Here is an 18,119-nt window from a genome sequence, read left to right on the forward strand (position 1 = left end):
GCGGCGAGGATAACGAGTCTGGCCTATTCTCTGGTCAGAGGGTTTCTACTGAGCCCTCGAATGGAAGGGCTTAAATAAAGGAAACGAAGAATGCGGATTTGGTTGTATTGGCATTAGACCCACTTGAACTAATAATCGTCGGCGTGATAGTCGTTGTCATACTCCTATGGGGACCGGGGAAGATTCCAGAACTCGCAAAGGCTTTGGGAAGGGCAAGGAAGGAGTTCGAGCAGGCATCGAAAGAAATCACAGGCTCAGTGGCACCAACGGCGCAGGCGGTGGGTGGTGTGGTTGCTCCTACAAAAACAGGAGATGAGATACTGGTGGAAACTGCACGGCAGCTCGGAATCAACACCGAGGGCAAGACAAGGGAACAGATATCTCAAGAGATAGTCTGGAAGACGAAGACCAAGTAGTCCCGCGATTGTAACCATCGTCGGAGGATGCCTGGTGGAGAAGCTGGCTGTCTTGATTTCGGCCACTACTACGGCACACGCGCCACTTGTTTTTCCCACAGTTCTAGTTGTACGGACTCTCAAGGCTTCTTGCTGTAGAGACCGAGGTCCTTGTCTACAACCGTTATTCTTCGGAATCTGATGATTAGGTGCCTTAGGAAACCGTCATTAACTCCATTAGGGGACTATGTAGATCACACGCATTGACAGACTCACTGGGAGCATTGGCTTCGAAATCGATGACGCTGAGGGAGCACTTGGGCGAGCTAAAGCAGAGAGTGAAGGCAGTCGCGATTGCTTACATCGCGAGCATGGCTTTCTGGCTGCTTTTCCCGGCGGCGGCCTTCGACCCGAGCGCCCTTTTTACGGGATTGTACAAGCCGATGATCGCCTTCGTGTTGGATAACGCGGCAAGTCTTGCGGCGGGCAGGGTGACGATCATATCAGGGAGTCTGACCGCACCGTTGGAGATATACTTCCTGGCCTCGGCAGTCATGGCTTTGGTCACATCAAGCCCTGTGTTTGGTTACGAGATTTTCAAATTCGTCGACCCGGCCCTCTATCCCAACGAAAAGAAACTCCTAGGAAGGTTCATGACGGCTTTCATTGGCCTTTTTGTGGGCGGAGCAGCAATCGGGTACTTCCTCCTTACTCCGGCCATCATCCGGTTCATGACCTATTTTGCACTGGTCTTTGGCATATCGCCCGTTGTCACGGCTAGCGATTACTTTGGAATGGTCTTCATCACAGTTGGGGCGGCGGCGATAGCCTTCACAACTCCTGCTGTCTTTGTGCTCCTAGTCCAGTTCGGGATCCTTTCGAGCACCGCTCTTACAAAAAACAGGCTGATAGTCTACTTGGGTCTGTACGTCTTGATAGCTGCATTGACGCCTGAGCCCGTAGTAGGGCACTTCGGGATGTTCTTTCCCATAGTAATAATGCTCGAAATCTCAGCCATAATAGCCAGAAGGATTGAGAAGAAAAGAATACAAAGACCCGCAGGGGAAGCTTTCGGAAAGGAAAAAGACAGATGCGCCTCTTGCGGATGGCGGCTAGACGAAAACAAACAGTTCTGTCCTAATTGCGGACGCGCGTGGGTGTAGTGCCCCGAGTGCGAGCAATCCTGTTGACAAGCTCGAAGAGCTGCACGTTGTGACCAGTGTTGGCATCGCTGAACCTAGGCGCGGACTGACGGAAGTCATTCGCCCCTCGCCCTGCTCAGGGCCCTGGCGATGTCCGGAATCTTCTGCGGCCCCCACAGAAAGATGACTTCGACGATGACACCGATCACAATCCACTGTAGCGGGTCTCCTGACGCCATGCTTCTCGAGTTTTCGGCCGTCTTGGTTTATCCAAGGACCCGAGAGGCAACGATGGCACCCCATGAAGCGAGACGATAGCGTTTTAACGGCCCAAGGGACGGCAGAACTGTTTGCCGCTGTCTGAGTCGGTCTCGAATTACTGGAAGCTCACGAAACCCAGGATATGGGCTTTGCTCGTTTTCACGGGGTTCGTCGCCATGCTTGTGGCCTACAGGGAGACCGGAGTCTCCCCGTCTCTGTTCCAGATTCTCGTCCTGGTTGCCGCTCTGACTCTCGGCTCCGCCTCCGCTGACGTCCTGACGAACTATCACGACCGAGACATAGACAGCGTCATGAAGAGGACGATGGGGAGGCCGCTCCCGAGCGGGAAGATAGCTCCTGGGAATGCGCTCGTGTTCGGCCTAACAATGGCAGTCCTGTCTGTGCTTCTCGCGGGCTGGTTTAACCTTCTTTCTGCGACGTTCATGCTGATTGGACTCGTTGACAACATCGTAGTCTACTCTCTCGTGCTGAAGCGGAGGAGTTGGCTGAACATAATCCTAGGCGGCATCTCGGGAGGGATGCCTGTGCTAGTCGGGTACGCAGCTGTGGCAGACGGTGTCTCGCCAATCGCTCTCTACATGTCGGCCCTCGTAATAGTGTGGATACCGACCCACATCTGGAGCCTAGCAATAGTTAGCAAGGAGGACTACAGGGCCGCCAGGGTGCCTATGCTCCCCGTGGTGTTCGGAGACAAAGTGGGAACGGTCTGCATAGCCGCGACCAGCGCGCTGCTTGCAGTCTTCTCAGTGGCGATCTTCCTGTTCACAACAATCAGCATCTTCTACACAGTCGCCGCGACAGTCCTGAGTGCCGCAGTCATGGGCTACAGCGCGAAGCTTGCCATAGACAGGAACGTGAACACGGCCTGGACCCTGTTCAAGATAACGAGCCCCTACCTCACGGTCATCTTCCTCGTGCTCGGCATCACAGTCTGGTTACCCCGATGAGCTGAGAATGCGCGGCTTTTGCGCTGTTAGTAAACCACATTTGAGCAGTCTCTTCTAAGCCCCGCGCGCAGCAGAAGGACTCGTATAATGGAGAACCCGTCACTGGTACGTACACCACTGGACTTTCTGCCGCACAACAAAGAGTACATCGTCATTGCCAGCCTTCCAAAGAACAGCGTCTCGCTGGCTGTCAAGGCTCAGGAGTCGGGCGCAGACGCAGTAATCCTCAACATAGACGGGGACGATGGCGCCCATCCGAGCCACCTGGGGAGCTACGACCTCCACGACGCCTACATCAACGACGTGATTTCGACCATCTCAATCCCTTGCGGAATCTTCATCGGAGGGGCGAAACCGCTCGCAGAGGAGTACTGGGAGAGGATAATGTCCAGCCGGTTCGGGTTCGTCGAGATGTACGCTCACCAGATGCCGCTCTTCGTCTTGTCGGACGCCCGCGTCAAGAAAATCGCTGCGGTAGCGACCGGGTACATACTCGAGCAGGTGAAGTATCTCTCGCAGACGGAAGGAGTCGAGGCTTTGGACTCCGCCACAGTCCCGGCGCAGGCGAGGGGGACGGCATTCAGCGCACTGGACTACGCGACGCTCGGCGTGATAGTCAATCTCTCATCCAAACCTGTCCTCCTGAGGACTCAGAAGAGGCTGTCGAGGCTCGATTTGGCCATGGTGATGAAACTCGGCGTGAAGGGGCTGGTGGTCGACCCGGCCATTCTCTCGGGGGCAGATGAGACATATAGAGAAGAGCTGACAAGCCTCAGCCCAAGGCGACAAGATACTGGTCAGCAGTAAGAGCATCCAGGCAGTAATACTTGCGGGAGGGCTCGGCACGAGGCTGAGGCCCTTCACGTTCCTACTTCCGAAGCCGATGCTCCCGGTCGGACCGAAACCGATTCTGGAGCACATAGTGGAATGGCTTCACGGGGCGGGAGTGAGAGACATCATAATCTCGACTGGTTATCTGGGCAAGATGATCCAGGAGTACTTCGGCGACGGCAAGGACCTTGGAGTGAGGATATCGTACGCCTCCTCGATCCATCCGCTCGGAATCGCAGGTCAGCTGAAGTCAGCAGAGAGCAAGGTCAAGGGCAGATTCCTCTGCCTCTACGGCGACGCCATGCTGAACTTTGACCTGAAGAAGGTGCTCGAGTTCCACGGGAAGCACGCGGCTGACGCCACGATGGTCCTCATGAAGTACAGCACCGAGCTGAAGTACGGGTTCATGGAGACTGACAAGGAAGGTAGGCTGACCGAATGGAGAGAGAAGCCAACGATCACTGGGTACATCAACGTCGGGTGCTACGTTATGGAGCGTAGGTTCCTGAGGCACGTTCCTGCTGGCAGGATGTACGGAATGAAGGAAGCGTTCGAAAATGCGCAGAAGGCGCACGACAAGCTCTACGGGGTGAAGGTCGAAGGCGAGTTCACTGACATCGGGGACAGAAAGTCGTACCGGGAGGCAAACGAGGAATACATGAAGCGGATGGGCAAGATGCTCTAGTCCATGACAGTTGTGCTGTTCGAGGACGAGCGATGGCGGGACTTCGCCCCCCTGAGCACGTTGAGACACGTCGGCCTCCTGAGGTGGGGGACGAGGACGCTTCTTGACTCTGTGAGGAGGGCGGTGGGTGCAAAGGATGTGACGCTCTGGGGCCGACCCGAGATATGTGAGGTGACTCGAACGTCCGAAGAGGTAGAGTACAACGCCTCGATCGAAGGCGACGTGCTTCTACTGAACGCCCGAGCGAGGCCCAACCTAGGGTTGCAGGCGCTGGTTGAGAGGAGGGGGAGGTTCGTGGCGACATCTGGAGACGTTGTGGTGGCAGCCAGGATTGGAGTGGAGGATATCGAACCCGGAGTGCTGGGGCTCAAGCGAATCCTGAGACTATCGAAGGGGTCGGATGTGCTGGAACTGCCGAGAGGCTCTGTCTTCAGGGGGTGCTGGCAGATGGTGGAGAGCAACGGGCTAGCGATTGCAGAGCAAGCGGTTCAATTCAGCGACCAGCTCGAACTGCCGGAGAAGACAAGGGTGAAGGGTCCAGCCTCAAACCTCAGGGTCCACGGCTCGGCCGAAGTCGAGGACCACGTGACCTTCGACACCAGGCGCGGCCCGGTCATGGTCGACGAAGGAGCCTCCATTGAGAGCTTCTCGAGGATATCCGGGCCATGCTATGTAGGGCGAAGGACGAGGGTGCACTCCGCGCTGCTGAGGGAGGGAACATCAATCTTCGAGGTGTGCAGGATTGGGGGCGAAGTGGAGAACTCGATTATCATGCCCAACACCAACAAGACGCATCTGGGCTACGTCGGCGACTCGGTGGTGGGCGAGTGGGTCAACCTCGGCGCTGGCAGCACATTCAGCAACCTCAAGAATACCTACGGTAGCGTGCGCGTCGAGGTGAACGGGAGGAGGGTCGACACTGGCATGACCAAGCTTGGACCGGTAATTGGCGACATGGCGAAGGTCTCGATTAACGCCTCGGTGTATTCAGGCAAGAGTGTGGGCGTCGCCAGTCAGGTTTCGGGCCTGGTGGACAGGAACGTCCCGAGTTTCACCTACTATGACGGCGGCAGGGCCAAAATGGTCGAGCTCCGTCTCGACTCTGTCATCGAGACCCAGACCAGGATGAAGGAGCGGAGGGGGATGACCCTTTCCAAGGCGGAAGAGTCGCTCATCCGGCTGGCCTTCAAGGCCACCGCGATTGAGAGGCGGAAGGCGCACGTCAAGAAGGGCAGGATAGCTTGAAGGTCCTGTTCGTCGTAGATGTGCACACAAGCAGGGCAGCCCTCGAATGGATAGGACGAAAGGGCAAAGACTACGACGCGATCATAGTCGGCGGCGACATTGCGAGAAGCGGAGGTCAGGACTTCGTCAGTGAGTTCCTAGATGCCGTCGCCTCGACTGGCAAGACAGCCTTCTTCGTGCCAGGGAACGCAGACTCGTCACAGACCAAAGTCCCGACAGGCGTCGTTCCCCTCCACGGGCGGACGGCCACCGTCGGGAAGCACACAATCGGGGGGCTCGGGGGTTCGAATCCGACCCCGTTCCATACAATCTTCGAACTCGAGGACGCAGACGCGACGTCCATCCTGTCAAGACTGGGCCGCTTGGACATCTTGGTCTCCCACTGTCCGCCCGTGAACACGAAGTGCGACAGGGCAGGCGGAGCACACATCGGCTCAGCGCCTGTAAGGGAATACATCATCAGGGAACGACCTTACCTCGTGCTCTCCGGTCACGCGCACGACTCCAGGGGAATAGACAAGGTCGGCGACACGACGATCGTGAACCCTGGCCCCCTCATGCGGGGGAACTATGCCGAAGTACGGTTGGACGGGCTAATCAGCGTAGAACTTAAGAGCGAAAGACTGTGAGCACGTGCGAATCCCACCGGGGTGAGATGTTTTGAAGAGTAATCTTTCGTTCTCCAGGGTCAAGATGATTGACAGGAAAGCAGTCTATATGGCATACAGAGACTGGCCCTCACTCGCGAGGTCAGGATTCGAAGCAAGGTTTGAACTGCCTCCTACTGAGTTCAAGCAGACTTTCGTGCTAGGGATGGGCGGGTCTGCCGCGGGTGGCGACATAATCTCGGGCTGGCTGAGCCCGAGGCAAGGTGTCGAACTTTCTGTGTTCAAGGGCAGAGTGCCCGTTCATGACATGAAAGGGACGCTGGCCATCGCGTGCAGCGCCTCTGGAGGCACGCAGGAGACGATAGCGATGATGCAAACGGCGGCGAGGAGAGGCGCAACTGTCGTTTCCATCTCCTCCGGGGGGAAACTCGAGGAGGAGTCCAAGAAGCTCGGCCTCCAGCACATCGCGATGCCTGAAGTTGTCGCCCCGCGCTACATGCTCCCGTTCATCGTCTTCTCCTGTCTTGCCGTCGCGAACAGGGGCATGGACCTCGGCTGCGAGGAGGAGGCTAGAGAAGCTGTCTCCTCTCTCGGCAAGGAGCGCGGCACGGTTGATGTAGAGGTTGCAGATGCCGAGAATCCCTCCAAACAACTTGCGAGGAAGTTGGTCAAGAAGAATCCCGTGGTCTACGCGAGCGAGGTCACGAGAGGGGTCGGAATCAGGTTCAAGAACGCAATGAACGAGAACGCCAAGAGGCACGCCTTTTTCGACCTCATGCCGGACCTTTTCCACAACGAGGTCCAGTCATGGGAAGACACATCCAGGGATTTCCTCCCGATCTTTCTCAGGCACGCCGAGGAGAGCCCTCTTGAGAGGAGGAAGACCGATGCCTTCGTCACAGTGCTCAAGAAACGAGGGACTCGCCCGCTTGAAATTCACGGAAGCGGCAGCGGCAGCCTCTCGCAGCTTATCACGATGGCGTACCAGCTCGACATGGCGTCATACTATGTCGCGATAGCTCTCGGGCGCGACCCGCTTCAAACGCGGATGATAGACAGGCTGAAGAAAGAGTGACTACTTAATCCCGACCAGCTGGGCGAGCTCCTTCCTTGCGCTCGCTCCCAGAACTTGCGCTGCAGCCTCCGGAGACACATCGTTCACGTATATTCCTCCGCCCAGCTCCAGCCCAGACCAGTGAGACTTCTTGGGGAAGACTTCGATGTGCCAATGAATCTGCTTGGTCGTCTTCTTCTCGGACGAGCTGTGGAAGACCATGACGAAACTGAGGTTATCGAACGTCTTGGCCATCCCGCCCAAGGTCGACCGGAGCATCAGCGCGAGGTCCATCATCTCCTTCTGCGACAGCTTCAACAGGCTTGTCATGTGTCTCTTCGGGTATATCCAGAACTCGTAGCTGTGCGTTGAGACCCAAGGGGCAAAGGCGATGAAGAAGTCCGTGGCCAGGATTTGACGGGGACCTCCCGTCTCCGTTGACACCACCTGGCACATGGGGCAGACACCGAGCTCGTTCAGAGAGTTCTGGACGGTCTCGGCCTCCACCTCCACTGCGGGAGGGACCCTCGGAGTTGTGATGATCTGGATGCTGGGGTGGACGGCCGTCGGAGTCCCTTCCTTTTCACTGTTCGCGAACACCAGGACATAGCTCACCCCCTTCTGCGCATACAGCCAACGCACCTTATCCTGGAGAGAGGCAAGGATGTTCGTCCACTGCTCCACGTCTATCCGCGAGAAAGGTAACTCATGCTTCGGCGTTGCTACGAGCACGTAATGATAGCCAACCGCGGGTTCGCTGTAGTGAGGGGACTCGCCGAATGAGGGCGGGGCCGTCGGCGTGACCAGCGGGTTCTTTGCAGGGAATATCCTCACGGACCAGTTCTTCACTACGTCTCCCTCCGAGTCCGTCTGCTTCAGCAAAGTCTCACCCTTCTTTACGATGACCAGGTCCGCGGGCGGTGTCATGTCCTCGTTGCCTGGACAGTAGTTGCACTTCTCGACCTTCTGCGGCATGACCTGGCCCGGTTTCAGGCCCCTATCCGGAAGGATGACCGAGAGTTTTTCTGTAAAATAATCCTTCCTAATCTCAACCATCGGAGGCCATCCGACGACGCGTTGTTTATTATCGTTTGCCCGCGGTGTTGTTGGCTGCGGTCATGACCGTCGGCCCCGGCGAACGTTGATAATCAACGACTTGGAGATGTCTGGCAGCCAATGAAGATAGGTTACGTCCTGCTGGACGGTTGTGGCGACAGACCGAGCCCCCTCCTCAACTTCACGACCCCGTTGGAGGCAGCGTACACACCCAACCTAGACAGGATAGCCAGCTCCTCGAGGCTTGGCAGCGTCGTTACAGTAGGCAGGAAAATTTCACCAGAGTCAGACATAGCGGTGTTCAACATGCTTGGCTACTCATTCGAAGGGGGATATCCTGGGAGAGGCGTAGTTGAGGCGGTGGGAGCAGACATGCTGTTCAAGAAAGGAGATCTGGCGCTCAGGGCTAACCTGGCATGTGCCCGCGGGAGGGAGATACTCGATAGGAGGGCTGGAAGGGACGTCTCGCCAGAGGAGGCGAGGCAACTCGAGCAGGAGATTAACGGTATCAGGTTGAAGGATGCTGAATTCGAATACAGGGCGACCGTTTCCTACAGGGGAGTCCTCGTGGTAAGGGCCGACCGGGAGCTTTCGGCTGGAATCTCCAACACGGACCCAGCGTATGCCAGGGTGGGTGGCTTCGGTGCCGCAAAACTGACGAAAAAGAGAGAGAACATCATGAAATCGCTCCCCGAGACTCCTTCGGCGGCCGCCAGGCGGGCAGCAGACTTGGTTAACGAGTTCACCGTGAAGGTGCTCAAGGCGCTTTCCTCCAGTCCTGTGAACAAGGTGCGCGTCTCGATGGGGAAGCTCCCTGCCAACTGTGTCCTTCTCAGGGACGCCGGAGACCACCTCCCACAGGTCGAGCCGTTCGAGCAGAAGTACGGCATGAGGGGGACGGCCCTCGTCGAGATGCCGGCGGAGGTTGGGATCGCGAGGCTCCTCGGGATGAGGATGGTGAGCGTCGAGGATAGGAACGACATGAAGAAGAAGGCCTCACTGTTCAACTCGGAGCTCAGAGACGGGACTGTCGTTTACGTGCACATCAAGGGCCCAGACGAGTTCGGGCACGACGGGGATGCAGTTGGCAAGAAGAAGAGCATCGAGGCAATCGACAGGAACTTCTTCTCAGTCGCAGCGGAGAAACTAGGTGAATTGAGGCTCGGCGTCTCGTGCGACCACGCGACACCGTGCACAATCAAGATGCACTCCAGCGACCCCGTTCCTTTGTTAATCACAACAGGCGAGAGAGCCGATGGAATGCGCTTCACGGAGAAGAATTCCAAGAAGGGTTCGCTTGGCACTCTCAGGGGAAGCGAGGTGCTCTCCAAGGTGAAGAATTCAGTCTAGGCACCGTATTTCTTGAGCCTCGCCACGCTGCCGACCGCCACCTCGATGGCGTCAGCGACACCCGCCCCGACCCGAAAGTCGTTCGTCGCGCGGTTTGCGACGACAGCAAAGACGGCCCCCGTCTTGAGCCCGAAGATTCTGCCTAGAGTGAACAGTGTCGAGGCCTCCATCTCAAAGCACAGCACTCTCGCGGCCTGAAGGTCCTTCATGAGGGAATCTTTGTCCGAAGGGAAGTAGCCGCGGTAGCCCTTCCTGCCCTGGCCGACGTAGAACGAGTCTGTAGAGGCCGTGATCCCGACGAGATGCCTCTTCCCAAGCGCGTTGGCCGAATCTTTCAGTGCCATGACGACCTCAGGACTAGCTGCTGCCGGGTACCCGGGTGTGACGTACTGGTTGCTAGTCCCGTCCATCCTCACAGCGGCGTCAGCGATGATGGTCGAACCAACCTTCGCAGCCGGCGAGATGGCGCCGCATGTTCCTACCCTGATCATGACTTCGACGCCGAGCCTCGCCAGCTCCTCTATCGCTATCGCCGCCGCTGGTCCGCCAATCCCAGTACTCATTGCGATGACACGGTCCCTTCCCACTCGGCCACCCCAGGTAGTGTATTCCCTGTGGGACGCAATCGGTTTGGCATCGCTGAAGTGCTCCGCTATCTTTGGAACCCTGTCGGGGTCACCGGGGAGAAAGGCGATCCGTCCGACATCAGCCTTCTTCAGCCCGATGTGGTACAGCCTGCCTCCCTCGTCCCTGGGCTCTAGCGCCATTCCTTGACTGCCTCCCGACCGGATGCGCTCTGCGATGATATCAACGCTTCCAGACCTTCACTTCGCTGGCTCGTAGCAGTCGCGACACCTGGGCTCGTACATCTCCTTGCCGCCGACGACTATCACAGGGGAATTCTTTGGCGCCGGCTTTCCGCCGATAAGCCGCTGGGTCCTCGTCGCCTCTTGACCGCAGATTACGCAAACTGCGCTGAGGTATCTCACGCGGTCGGCCCTGGCCGCTAGCTCCATTGTCCCGAGGAACGGTTCAGCCTTGAAGTTCATGTTGAGGCCGCAGGCTATGACACGCTTTCTGTAGGCGAGCGAGTCGAGGAGAGGCACAATCTGTCTCGGGAAGAACTGGACCTCATCCACGCCTATGATATCGAGCCCGTTTTGCTCGACGATGCCTGGGATCCTACCAACCCCCTCCCTTGAAGCGACTATGGAGTAGGCTGCGTACCTGAGTCCGTTGTGAGTGACCACTTCCCTTTCGCTGTACCTCTTATCAAAAGACGGCTTGAGAATTGCCCCTTTCTTCTTAGCGTAGACCTCCCTTTCCACGAGCCTAATGAGCTCAGAGGTCTTTCCTGAGAACATCGGCCCAATGATTACTTCTAACGTCAACCGTCGGGGCTAGGTTACCCTGTGGATTTATCGGTTCCCAAGTCCGCGTACATTGCCACGCTGTCAAAATACTTCCCCTTTCTCAGGACCTTTCTCGGAACCACTCCCACCTCCTTGAAGCCAAGCCGTTCGTAAAGACGCCTCGCAGCCGCGTTCACAGAAAAGACCTCTAACTCGACTACGCGGATGCCGGCTCTCCTCGCCTCCATGAGCAAGATCTGCAGCATTCGACCGCCCAGACCGACGTCGCGACAGCCGTCGAGTATAGCTATTCCAAGAGTACCTGTGTGGTGCAACTCCCCCGAGAATGTTCGCCTCGTTATTTCGCAATTCCCAACAATCTCCCCTCTAACCTGAGCAACGACGCTGATAACATCCCCCCTCTTCAGCCCCTTCAGCATCTTAGAGAGGTAGCCCTTCTCCGTCTCCGAGGTGACGCGCTTGTCAAGTGTAATCCCAAGCGTCGGGTTGACGCGCTTCTCCGCGACGAGCTTGTTCACGAATCTGACGAGGGAGGGCAAATCTCCTCTCCTGAGGGTTCTGAGAACTGCCACTCTGCCGTCCTTCATCCTAAACTCGAGGTAGACCTGCCCGGGACTCCTAGGGAAGGCTGGGGAACGCAACCGGCCAAGCTCAGTTCGGGAGGCAGTCGCCGCCCTCATCGGCGAACAGTCGCTCAACACTCTGGCCTTTCCTGACTACCGCGTAGTTGCCTTGGCCGTTGCGCATCAGTATGTACGGCCTGGGTTGGCTGTGGAAAGGCATGTTCATCACTGTCGAGTAGGCCCCGACATCCCTGAACATCACGAGCTTCCCTACCTCTGCCCCGCCGAGTTTGGACCTGCTGGAGGTCGGGAAGACGTCGAGGGGATCGCAGAGTCTGCCCACAAGGACTGTCTTCTGGATTGCCTGCTTTCCGCCGGGCACGACCTCGACGGGATACTCGTGCTTGAGTAGGGCGGAGTCGATGAGGACGTGGTAGCCTGCGTCGACGTAGATGTACTTGCTCTCGCCGAACCTCTTCACGTTGACTATGCGAGCGACGAGCACCGTGGACTCTGCGCTGAGGAAACGGCCACTCTCTGCAATGAGGGTGTACTTGCCCCCGAAGCTCTCGATCAGGCTGTTCAACTGTCCCATGATTTTCGAAGCTGTCTCCTTAGGGGTCGGAACCCTGTGGCCGTACGACACAGGCATCCCTCCGCCCATGTCAATCGTCTTCACGTCGTAGTGCCCTAGCCGCTTCCTTGTGTCAAGCACGAAGCTCTCGAGCTTCTCCACCGCCTCTGCGTAGCATGCGGGGTCCTCGATCTGGCTCCCCAAGTGGAAGTGAAATCCCTCAAAACTGAGCCCAGGGGTCGCGAGGATCTTCCTCAAGGCGTTGAAAGCTGTGTCCTGGATGGGGCCATCGAACTGCATTCCGAACTTGCCGTGGCCCATCGACCCCCTCAGCTCGGCGTGCACGTGCACCTCCGGGTTTACCCTTATCATCACGTTCACGCGGGCGTTTGTCCTCCCGACAGCCTCGATGAGGTTGAGAAGCCCGTTGTAGCTGGCGACGACGACCTTGCTCACCCCAAGGCTGAGTATCTCTTCGTACTCTGACAGTGTCTCCGTTATGCTCGTGTACAGCACGCTCTCGGCTGAGCCGCCGCACTTGAGCAGGAACTGAAGCTCCGCTGGCGCCGTCAAGTCGAACATTATCCCTTCGCTCGCGAACGCCCTGATCACTGAAGGGTTGAAGTTCGCCTTGATCGAGTAGGCGACCCTGAACGCTCCCTTGAACTCGGCGAACGCCTGCTCCATCTCGCTCACCTTCTTTCTGAGAGTGGTCTCGTCGATCAGGAAATACGGGGTGCCGTATCTTTCCGCTAGCCTGTAGAGATCCTTGTCAGAGAACCTTGGCGCAAAGATTCCCGTTCTTGTTACGGGTTGCGCACGTGTGTTAACCAACTTTTTGTTGGCGTTAACCAGATTTTTTTTTGCTTATAACTTTTGTGTAGCATCGCTCAGGAGTCGTGACAACGTTGCAAAACTCGAATTTGGCGCGAAACGCGAAGACAGGAGAGCGGCTGCGACCCAGGACAGGTGGTCAACGCCACTTTGTGTACATCGTCATGTGCGCGGACAAAACACTCTACACTGGCTATACTACAGACCCGGAGAGAAGGGTTGGGGAGCACAACAAAGGAATCGGTTCGCGCTATACGCGCGCGAGGAGGCCCGTTGAGCTCGCGTTCCTCGAAGAGAGGAGCTCACGGGAGAGCGCTCTGAGGCGTGAGGTAGAAATCAAAAGGTTAGACAAAAGCGGGAAGCTCCTTCTCTGCCGAAAATATCGAAGCAGAGAGGGCCTCAGCTAGCGCTGGCGAATCCTGACGACGATGCCCTGATTGTGTCGCTGATTCTACTTGCCGACGACTATCTCTATCGAAGAGACGTTTCTTTGCTCGCTGCCCTCGCCAACGACTTCAGTGTTGATGTTGATGTCTTTGACGAAGAACTGGCCATTGCCGAGCCTCTTCGTGACTATTTCAGCCACGTCGACTGCCCTGCCGATTGCCATTCCCCTCGCCTTGACTACAATCTCGCCGGCCTGCGTCAGCTGGATGAGAGCGCTCATGGCGTAGCTCATCACTGGCTTTTGGCCGACAAAGATGTGGTTAGGTGGCGATGTCCTTTGTGGTCTTTGCATTGGTTGCTGCTGCGGCTGCTGCGACTGCTGTTGCTCTTGCGGCTGCTGCGACTGCTGTTGCTCTTGCGGCTGCTGCGGCTGCTGCGGTTCCGTTGGCCTTGGTCTCGGAGCAGTTCGTGGCCCCGACCTGTGTCCTTCTGGTCTGCGAGTGTTTGGTTTTCTGTCTGGCATGTGTATTTCCTTAGTTGCGACGCGTCCCCCATGGGCTATTTATACATGATGAGAGAAACTGGACTCGCTATCCAACCGCTCCCAGCCGATGTACTCCGCCACGTCGACTCTGTTGGCAGCCTCTCCTTTCTTGAGAAAGGTCATCAGATTCTCGGCGGCCTTCGCCTGACCCGTTCGATGGCTTCCTTGCCGCCGCTCGCTCCTGCAGTGTGAAGAGTCCCTGAGAAATTTGGAGGCTCCACAGTGTCGCGTCGAAGACCTCTCTGCCCTCCTTCTCCCAGAAGACATCTGTGGCGTATCTTGTCTCCGGCCTCTCCTGGAGAATCCTGAGCACCGAGTCCTCGTCAACGGTTTCACCCCTTTCGACGTTCACTATCACCACTGTTTCTTTCGTCCTCTGCAGCAGATCGTAGTCAGCCAAAATCCTCCTCGCTTCATCCCCGAGGGTGTCGTTGACGAAGATTTTCCCTCGCGTCATCCAAAGCACCCGCGAGGACTACTTGGCCAGAGCCTTGATGGGTATGTCCTGGAAAACGCCGTTGGGAAGGGCGCGTCTGATTGAAATGGGGAGAGCGTCCTCCTCGAGTTCCGCAGTTGCAATCTCAATCGGTCCTCTGTGACCCCCCTCGATTGGGATAAAGGCAGGAGCGCCCATCGCAATCTGGAGGGACCTCGCGCCGACAATCCTGGCGCGTTCGAACCGCGTCAGCTTGGGAGGACCGATCTTGATCTCGAATTCAGTAAGTGATGGTTGCTTAGCCTTCTTTGTCGACTTTTGGGGTGCCATGAGAGAGCCTTGGGTTTGTTAACGCCCCCTTCGGTCGTCTGATAAGTCTTTCCGACTATTTCGACAAAAACGCCTAAAACGCGAGATTCTGGTGGCTCCAACACATGTCCCAGCCATCGGAGACCGGAGCAGGGTCGGTCTCGAAGATTGCATGCACCGCGCAGGTGAGGGGAAGGGGCAACGCCAGTGTTTCACTCTACAGGCACTTGGCTCCTCTCACTGTGAACGCAATCCTCCGCGCCCTGCCGATTGAGAGCCGTGTCAGCGTCCAACCGGCAATGGCCTCCCTCTTCACGGACATCAGGGTCGGAGTGGAGAAGCCGAGGCTCAGCCTAGAGAGGGGAGACATCGCATTCCTTGCCTCTGGGAGCCTCCTTTGCATCTTCCTGCGGAGCGTCAAGAGCGAGAGACCCCTTAACCCGCTGGGCAAGGTCGAGTCGGGAATCGAGGCCCTCGACACGCTGAAGGCTGGCGACGTTGTGAGGCTGGCGCTCGACGTGTCGGAGTAGGCTCCTCGCCCGGGAGGGGCCCAGGCCAACGTTCGACACACTGAGGCACCGCGTCGGAGCAGATTTTCGAGATGAAGCGGTCTTAGCTCTTCGGGACAGCTGACCAGACGTAGTGTCCGCTGAATCCGCCAACCCTAGCGATCTTCTTCTCGGTCTCGAGGATGCGGAGCAACCCAGTCGCTATCGATGCATTGACGCCGAGCACTCTGGAAGCCCCGAAGACTGTGATTGCCTTCAAGGGTGAGAGCGCCTTGACCATCTCATCCTCGCTCATCTTGGGCGGGAGAAAAGGCAACCTCTTCTGCTGCTGGGGAGCACCTTTCTGCTCCTTGCCTTTCTTTCCCTTCTGACCTGCCTCCTCGTTATCCTTCGCATCTTGCTCCTTCTCCATGGCTGCAAGCGACTTCTTCTTGGTTCCGCCCATCTCTAATGTCGATAGCCCGACCGAGGGAGCGGAATTAAGCCTTTTCCTCGGAAAGACGCAAATAAGCCACCCGCCCGTCGCCAACGTACTTGAGATACGCTGCCGTCGCCGACTACTATGCTAGACTGGAGGGAATCTCAGGCAGGAACGAAATGACTGAGGTCTTCTCCTCGCTCCTGAAGGAGACGCCCAAAGCCGAGCTCTCGATACTAGTGTATCTCACTCAGGGGAAACTCAGGCCCGACTACGAGGGCGTGGAACTTGGTCTGGCCGAGAAGATGACGCTACGCGCCCTCAACTCCACGACCGGACTCTCTTCCGACGAGGTCTACAAGACGTATGTGAAGCTCGGTGACATTGGAAGCGCAGCCGAGAAGTTGCTCGAGGCGAAGGCGCAGGGTACCCTCTTCTCGCAGGCGCTCTCGCTGAGGAGGGTGTACGACACGCTACTGAGGATAGCAAGGCAGAGCGGCGAAGGCTCCGTTGACGCCAAACAGAAGGAGTTGATCAGCCTCCTCAACGACGCAAGCCCTCGCGAGGCCAAGTTCATAATGAGGACGGTCACAGGTGAGCTCAGGCTGGGCGTGGCAGACTACACCGTGCTCGACGCCTGTGCCCTCGCTTTCCTAGGGAGCAAGAAGGAGAGACCCAGTATCGAGAGGGCGTACAACGTGCACCCCGACCTCGGCTTCGTTGTTGAGACCGTCGCGTCGAAGGGAGCCAGTGGCATCGGCTCGATACGCCTCGAAGTGGGAGTGCCGATCCGCCCGATGCTCGCGGAGAGGCTGAATTCGGCTGAGGCGATTGTCCACAAGATGGGCGACAAGGAGGTGGCCGCGGAGTACAAGCTTGATGGCGAGAGGCTCCAGATCCACAAGAAAGGCGAGAAAGTCACGCTCTTCTCAAGGAGGCTGGAGGTCATTACCGATCACTACCCTGACGCTATCGGGCTCGTGAAGAAGAACGTCTCAGCAACGACCGCCATCCTGGAGGCTGAGGTAGTGGCGATAAACGAAGACACTGGGGAGTATCTTCCCTTTCAGGAGCTTATGCACAGGAGGAGGAAGTACGGGGTCGCGGAGGCGATGGCCCGGTACCCAGTCGCACTGAACTTCTTCGACCTTCTCCTCGCAGGGGCGAAGGATTACACGGAGCAACCGTACACAGTCAGGAGGAAGAAGTTGGAAGAGATACTGAGACCAACTGCCCGGACCCGCCCAGTCCCCGCCCTTCGCTCGTCCGACCCGAAGGAAATCGAGAGGTTCATGGAGGAGGCGATAGAGAACGGCTGTGAGGGGCTCGTCGTCAAGGACCTGCGGTCCGGCTACAGGGCGGGAGCAAGGGAATTTGCCTGGATCAAGCTGAAGAGGGAGTACAGGAGCGAGCTGACCGACACAATCGACCTCCCGATCGTCGGCGCATTCCACGGAAAGGGGAGGAGGACTGGAACGTACGGCACCTACCTCCTCGCAGCCTACGACGACAAGCGCGAGACGTTCACAAGCGTCGCGAAAATAGGCACCGGCTTCTCGGACGAGGACCTGCGAAAGTTGCCAGAGCTGCTAAAGCCCTACGAGAGCTCGGTCAGGCCACCCAACGTCGAGTCAAAGCTGGAACCAGACGTCTGGTTCAGGCCCCACCTCGTCATCGAGACAATCGCCGCAGAACTGACTCTATCGCCCATCCACACGGCGGCCATGGACAGGATCAGACCAGGGGCTGGAATCTCACTCAGGTTCCCGAAGTTCACAGGGAAGATACGGGACGACAAGCGGGCGGAGGATGCGACGACGGTCGAGGAGATCGTCTCGATGTATAACAGACAACTGAAGCACGTCGAAGCCTCGTCCTGAATAGACATCCTAAAGGGGCGACCCGAAGGCCCTGTCTCCCGCGTCTCCGAGCCCTGGGACGATGTACCCGTGCTCGTTCAGCTTCGGGTCTATCCCGCACGTGTAAAACTCGGCCTTCGGGAACCTCTTACTGACGTAGTTGATTCCTGCCATGGTGGAGAGGACCGAGAAGAAGACGAGCCTCTTCGGCTTTGCCTTCTCCATCACCTTCGTTGCGACCTCGAGCAGAGTATGCCCAGTGGCGAGCATCGGGTCTGCTATGATTACAACATCGTCCCTGCGGATGTTGGGTATCTTTGCATAGCCGACCTCTATCGGAAAGTCTGGAGCTTTGCCGCGCCAGGCGCTGATCACACCCGTTCTCGCCATCGGGAGGTTCTTGTACATGCCCTCCACGAATGGGATGGACGCCCTCAGGATCATCACAATCACAATCTTGTCGTTGCCCTTCACCCTGTGGCCGATTGTCGCGCCGAGAGGAGTCTCGATTCTGACCTCTTTTGTCTCCATAGTCCGAAGGAACTCGTAGGCGAGGAACCTCCCGAGCCTGTAGATTGCTTTCCTGAATGCCACCTGGCTCGTGCGCTTGTTGCGAGCGAGAGTGAGCTGTTCGAGAACCATCGGGTGGTCCAGCACTGTGATCTTGGGCTTTGGCACCCTACGCCCTCGCGGAGCATCGTCACGACAGTATATATGC

At 57.4% G+C, this 18,119-nt stretch carries 23 protein-coding genes; 12 read left to right on the plus strand and 11 right to left on the minus strand.

Going from position 1 to position 18,119, the window contains the following annotated elements:
* Positions 1-107: 107 nt before the first annotated feature.
* Both LYZ69_09045 and LYZ69_09050 read left to right on the plus strand, forming a co-directional pair.
* Positions 108-416: a twin-arginine translocase TatA/TatE family subunit gene (locus LYZ69_09045; protein ID MDV3278589.1), complete on the plus strand. Its 309-nt coding sequence runs from the start codon at positions 108-110 to the stop codon at positions 414-416.
* Positions 417-658: 242 nt separating this feature from the next.
* Complete coding sequence (locus LYZ69_09050; GenBank protein MDV3278590.1) at positions 659-1,558, plus strand: twin-arginine translocase subunit TatC; 900 nt, start codon at positions 659-661, stop codon at positions 1,556-1,558.
* Between the two features lie 95 nt (positions 1,559-1,653).
* On the opposite strand, the gene LYZ69_09055 is transcribed toward LYZ69_09050, so the two are convergent.
* Positions 1,654-1,776, minus strand: coding sequence for a twin-arginine translocase TatA/TatE family subunit (locus LYZ69_09055; GenBank protein ID MDV3278591.1), 123 nt, complete (start codon positions 1,774-1,776; stop codon positions 1,654-1,656).
* A 111-nt stretch (positions 1,777-1,887) separates the two neighbouring features.
* On the opposite strand from LYZ69_09055, the gene LYZ69_09060 reads away from it, so the two are divergent.
* The 6 genes from LYZ69_09060 (at position 1,888) to LYZ69_09085 (ending at position 7,210) form a co-directional block, all read left to right on the plus strand.
* A complete protein-coding gene (locus LYZ69_09060; protein ID MDV3278592.1) occupies positions 1,888-2,766 on the plus strand; it encodes a heme o synthase in 879 nt (292 codons plus the stop codon).
* An 87-nt stretch (positions 2,767-2,853) separates the two neighbouring features.
* On the plus strand, positions 2,854-3,573 hold the full coding sequence (locus tag LYZ69_09065) for a hypothetical protein (protein MDV3278593.1): 720 nt from the start codon (positions 2,854-2,856) through the stop codon (positions 3,571-3,573).
* Positions 3,574-3,616: 43 nt separating this feature from the next.
* Complete coding sequence (locus tag LYZ69_09070; GenBank protein MDV3278594.1) at positions 3,617-4,282, plus strand: nucleotidyltransferase family protein; 666 nt, start codon at positions 3,617-3,619, stop codon at positions 4,280-4,282.
* Between the two features lie 3 nt (positions 4,283-4,285).
* The gene (locus LYZ69_09075; protein MDV3278595.1) at positions 4,286-5,527 is read left to right on the plus strand and encodes a hypothetical protein; all 1,242 of its coding nucleotides are present in this window, start codon (positions 4,286-4,288) and stop codon (positions 5,525-5,527) included.
* Positions 5,524-6,156, plus strand: coding sequence for a metallophosphoesterase family protein (locus LYZ69_09080; GenBank protein MDV3278596.1), 633 nt, complete (start codon positions 5,524-5,526; stop codon positions 6,154-6,156). Before LYZ69_09075 ends, LYZ69_09080 begins: the two co-directional genes overlap by 4 nt.
* A gap of 31 nt (positions 6,157-6,187) precedes the next feature.
* Positions 6,188-7,210: a hypothetical protein gene (locus LYZ69_09085; GenBank protein MDV3278597.1), complete on the plus strand. Its 1,023-nt coding sequence runs from the start codon at positions 6,188-6,190 to the stop codon at positions 7,208-7,210.
* Here LYZ69_09085 and LYZ69_09090 read toward each other — a convergent pair whose 3' ends face one another.
* A complete protein-coding gene (locus LYZ69_09090) occupies positions 7,211-8,245 on the minus strand; it encodes a galactose-1-phosphate uridylyltransferase (GenBank protein MDV3278598.1) in 1,035 nt (344 codons plus the stop codon).
* 120 nt (positions 8,246-8,365) lie between these two features.
* Between LYZ69_09090 and LYZ69_09095 the strand changes: the two genes are divergently transcribed.
* A complete protein-coding gene (locus LYZ69_09095) occupies positions 8,366-9,595 on the plus strand; it encodes an alkaline phosphatase family protein (GenBank protein ID MDV3278599.1) in 1,230 nt (409 codons plus the stop codon).
* Here the strand turns inward: LYZ69_09095 and LYZ69_09100 are convergent.
* From LYZ69_09100 to LYZ69_09115, 4 genes are all read right to left on the minus strand, one after another.
* Entirely contained in the window at positions 9,592-10,362 is a 771-nt protein-coding gene (locus LYZ69_09100) for a nucleoside phosphorylase (protein ID MDV3278600.1), read from the minus strand. The genes LYZ69_09095 and LYZ69_09100 overlap by 4 nt on opposite strands.
* A gap of 57 nt (positions 10,363-10,419) precedes the next feature.
* Entirely contained in the window at positions 10,420-10,986 is a 567-nt protein-coding gene (locus LYZ69_09105; protein MDV3278601.1) for a thymidine kinase, read from the minus strand.
* Between the two features lie 14 nt (positions 10,987-11,000).
* On the minus strand, positions 11,001-11,540 hold the full coding sequence (locus tag LYZ69_09110) for a GNAT family N-acetyltransferase (protein MDV3278602.1): 540 nt from the start codon (positions 11,538-11,540) through the stop codon (positions 11,001-11,003).
* Positions 11,541-11,619: 79 nt separating this feature from the next.
* The gene (locus LYZ69_09115; protein MDV3278603.1) at positions 11,620-12,939 is read right to left on the minus strand and encodes a hypothetical protein; all 1,320 of its coding nucleotides are present in this window, start codon (positions 12,937-12,939) and stop codon (positions 11,620-11,622) included.
* Positions 12,940-13,091: 152 nt separating this feature from the next.
* Here LYZ69_09115 and LYZ69_09120 point away from each other — a divergent pair, with 152 nt between their 5' ends.
* Positions 13,092-13,346 carry a GIY-YIG nuclease family protein gene (locus LYZ69_09120; protein ID MDV3278604.1) on the plus strand — a complete coding sequence of 85 codons (255 nt, stop codon included), beginning with the start codon at positions 13,092-13,094 and terminating at the stop codon, positions 13,344-13,346.
* Between the two features lie 44 nt (positions 13,347-13,390).
* Here the strand turns inward: LYZ69_09120 and LYZ69_09125 are convergent, their stop codons facing one another.
* From LYZ69_09125 to LYZ69_09135, 3 genes are all read right to left on the minus strand, one after another.
* A complete protein-coding gene (locus LYZ69_09125; protein ID MDV3278605.1) occupies positions 13,391-13,678 on the minus strand; it encodes a DNA-binding protein in 288 nt (95 codons plus the stop codon).
* A gap of 238 nt (positions 13,679-13,916) precedes the next feature.
* Positions 13,917-14,327: a hypothetical protein gene (locus LYZ69_09130; protein MDV3278606.1), complete on the minus strand. Its 411-nt coding sequence runs from the start codon at positions 14,325-14,327 to the stop codon at positions 13,917-13,919.
* Positions 14,328-14,345: 18 nt separating this feature from the next.
* Positions 14,346-14,636: a DNA-directed RNA polymerase subunit K gene (locus LYZ69_09135; GenBank protein ID MDV3278607.1), complete on the minus strand. Its 291-nt coding sequence runs from the start codon at positions 14,634-14,636 to the stop codon at positions 14,346-14,348.
* Between the two features lie 104 nt (positions 14,637-14,740).
* On the opposite strand from LYZ69_09135, the gene LYZ69_09140 reads away from it, so the two are divergent.
* The gene (locus LYZ69_09140) at positions 14,741-15,145 is read left to right on the plus strand and encodes a hypothetical protein (GenBank protein ID MDV3278608.1); all 405 of its coding nucleotides are present in this window, start codon (positions 14,741-14,743) and stop codon (positions 15,143-15,145) included.
* An 82-nt stretch (positions 15,146-15,227) separates the two neighbouring features.
* Here LYZ69_09140 and LYZ69_09145 read toward each other — a convergent pair whose 3' ends face one another.
* On the minus strand, positions 15,228-15,569 hold the full coding sequence (locus tag LYZ69_09145; protein ID MDV3278609.1) for a hypothetical protein: 342 nt from the start codon (positions 15,567-15,569) through the stop codon (positions 15,228-15,230).
* An 89-nt stretch (positions 15,570-15,658) separates the two neighbouring features.
* Between LYZ69_09145 and LYZ69_09150 the strand changes: the two genes are divergently transcribed.
* Positions 15,659-17,422 carry an ATP-dependent DNA ligase gene (locus LYZ69_09150; GenBank protein ID MDV3278610.1) on the plus strand — a complete coding sequence of 588 codons (1,764 nt, stop codon included), beginning with the start codon at positions 15,659-15,661 and terminating at the stop codon, positions 17,420-17,422.
* A gap of 9 nt (positions 17,423-17,431) precedes the next feature.
* Here LYZ69_09150 and upp read toward each other — a convergent pair whose 3' ends face one another.
* Positions 17,432-18,079, minus strand: coding sequence for a uracil phosphoribosyltransferase (upp, locus tag LYZ69_09155; protein MDV3278611.1), 648 nt, complete (start codon positions 18,077-18,079; stop codon positions 17,432-17,434).
* Between the last annotated feature and the right edge of the window lie 40 nt (positions 18,080-18,119).

It is taken from the genome of Nitrososphaerales archaeon (genome assembly GCA_032906765.1).
Classification (GTDB): Archaea; Thermoproteota; Nitrososphaeria; order Nitrososphaerales; family Gagatemarchaeaceae; genus DASPPF01.

What these genes read in the sequence shown, in the direction of transcription:
- LYZ69_09100 (MDV3278600.1), bottom strand. Translation starts at nt 10,362, where the DNA reads ATGGCGCTAGAGCCCAGGGACGAGGGAGGCAGGCTGTACCACATCGGG.
- LYZ69_09140 (MDV3278608.1), top strand. Translation starts at nt 14,741, where the DNA reads ATGTCCCAGCCATCGGAGACCGGAGCAGGGTCGGTCTCGAAGATTGCA.
- LYZ69_09125 (MDV3278605.1), bottom strand. Translation starts at nt 13,678, where the DNA reads ATGCAAAGACCACAAAGGACATCGCCACCTAACCACATCTTTGTCGGC.
- LYZ69_09145 (MDV3278609.1), bottom strand. Translation starts at nt 15,569, where the DNA reads ATGGGCGGAACCAAGAAGAAGTCGCTTGCAGCCATGGAGAAGGAGCAA.
- LYZ69_09055 (MDV3278591.1), bottom strand. Translation starts at nt 1,776, where the DNA reads ATGGCGTCAGGAGACCCGCTACAGTGGATTGTGATCGGTGTCATCGTC.
- LYZ69_09095 (MDV3278599.1), top strand. Translation starts at nt 8,366, where the DNA reads ATGAAGATAGGTTACGTCCTGCTGGACGGTTGTGGCGACAGACCGAGC.
- LYZ69_09130 (MDV3278606.1), bottom strand. Translation starts at nt 14,327, where the DNA reads ATGACGCGAGGGAAAATCTTCGTCAACGACACCCTCGGGGATGAAGCG.
- LYZ69_09065 (MDV3278593.1), top strand. Translation starts at nt 2,854, where the DNA reads ATGGAGAACCCGTCACTGGTACGTACACCACTGGACTTTCTGCCGCAC.
- LYZ69_09075 (MDV3278595.1), top strand. Translation starts at nt 4,286, where the DNA reads ATGACAGTTGTGCTGTTCGAGGACGAGCGATGGCGGGACTTCGCCCCC.
- LYZ69_09135 (MDV3278607.1), bottom strand. Translation starts at nt 14,636, where the DNA reads ATGGCACCCCAAAAGTCGACAAAGAAGGCTAAGCAACCATCACTTACT.
- LYZ69_09090 (MDV3278598.1), bottom strand. Translation starts at nt 8,245, where the DNA reads ATGGTTGAGATTAGGAAGGATTATTTTACAGAAAAACTCTCGGTCATC.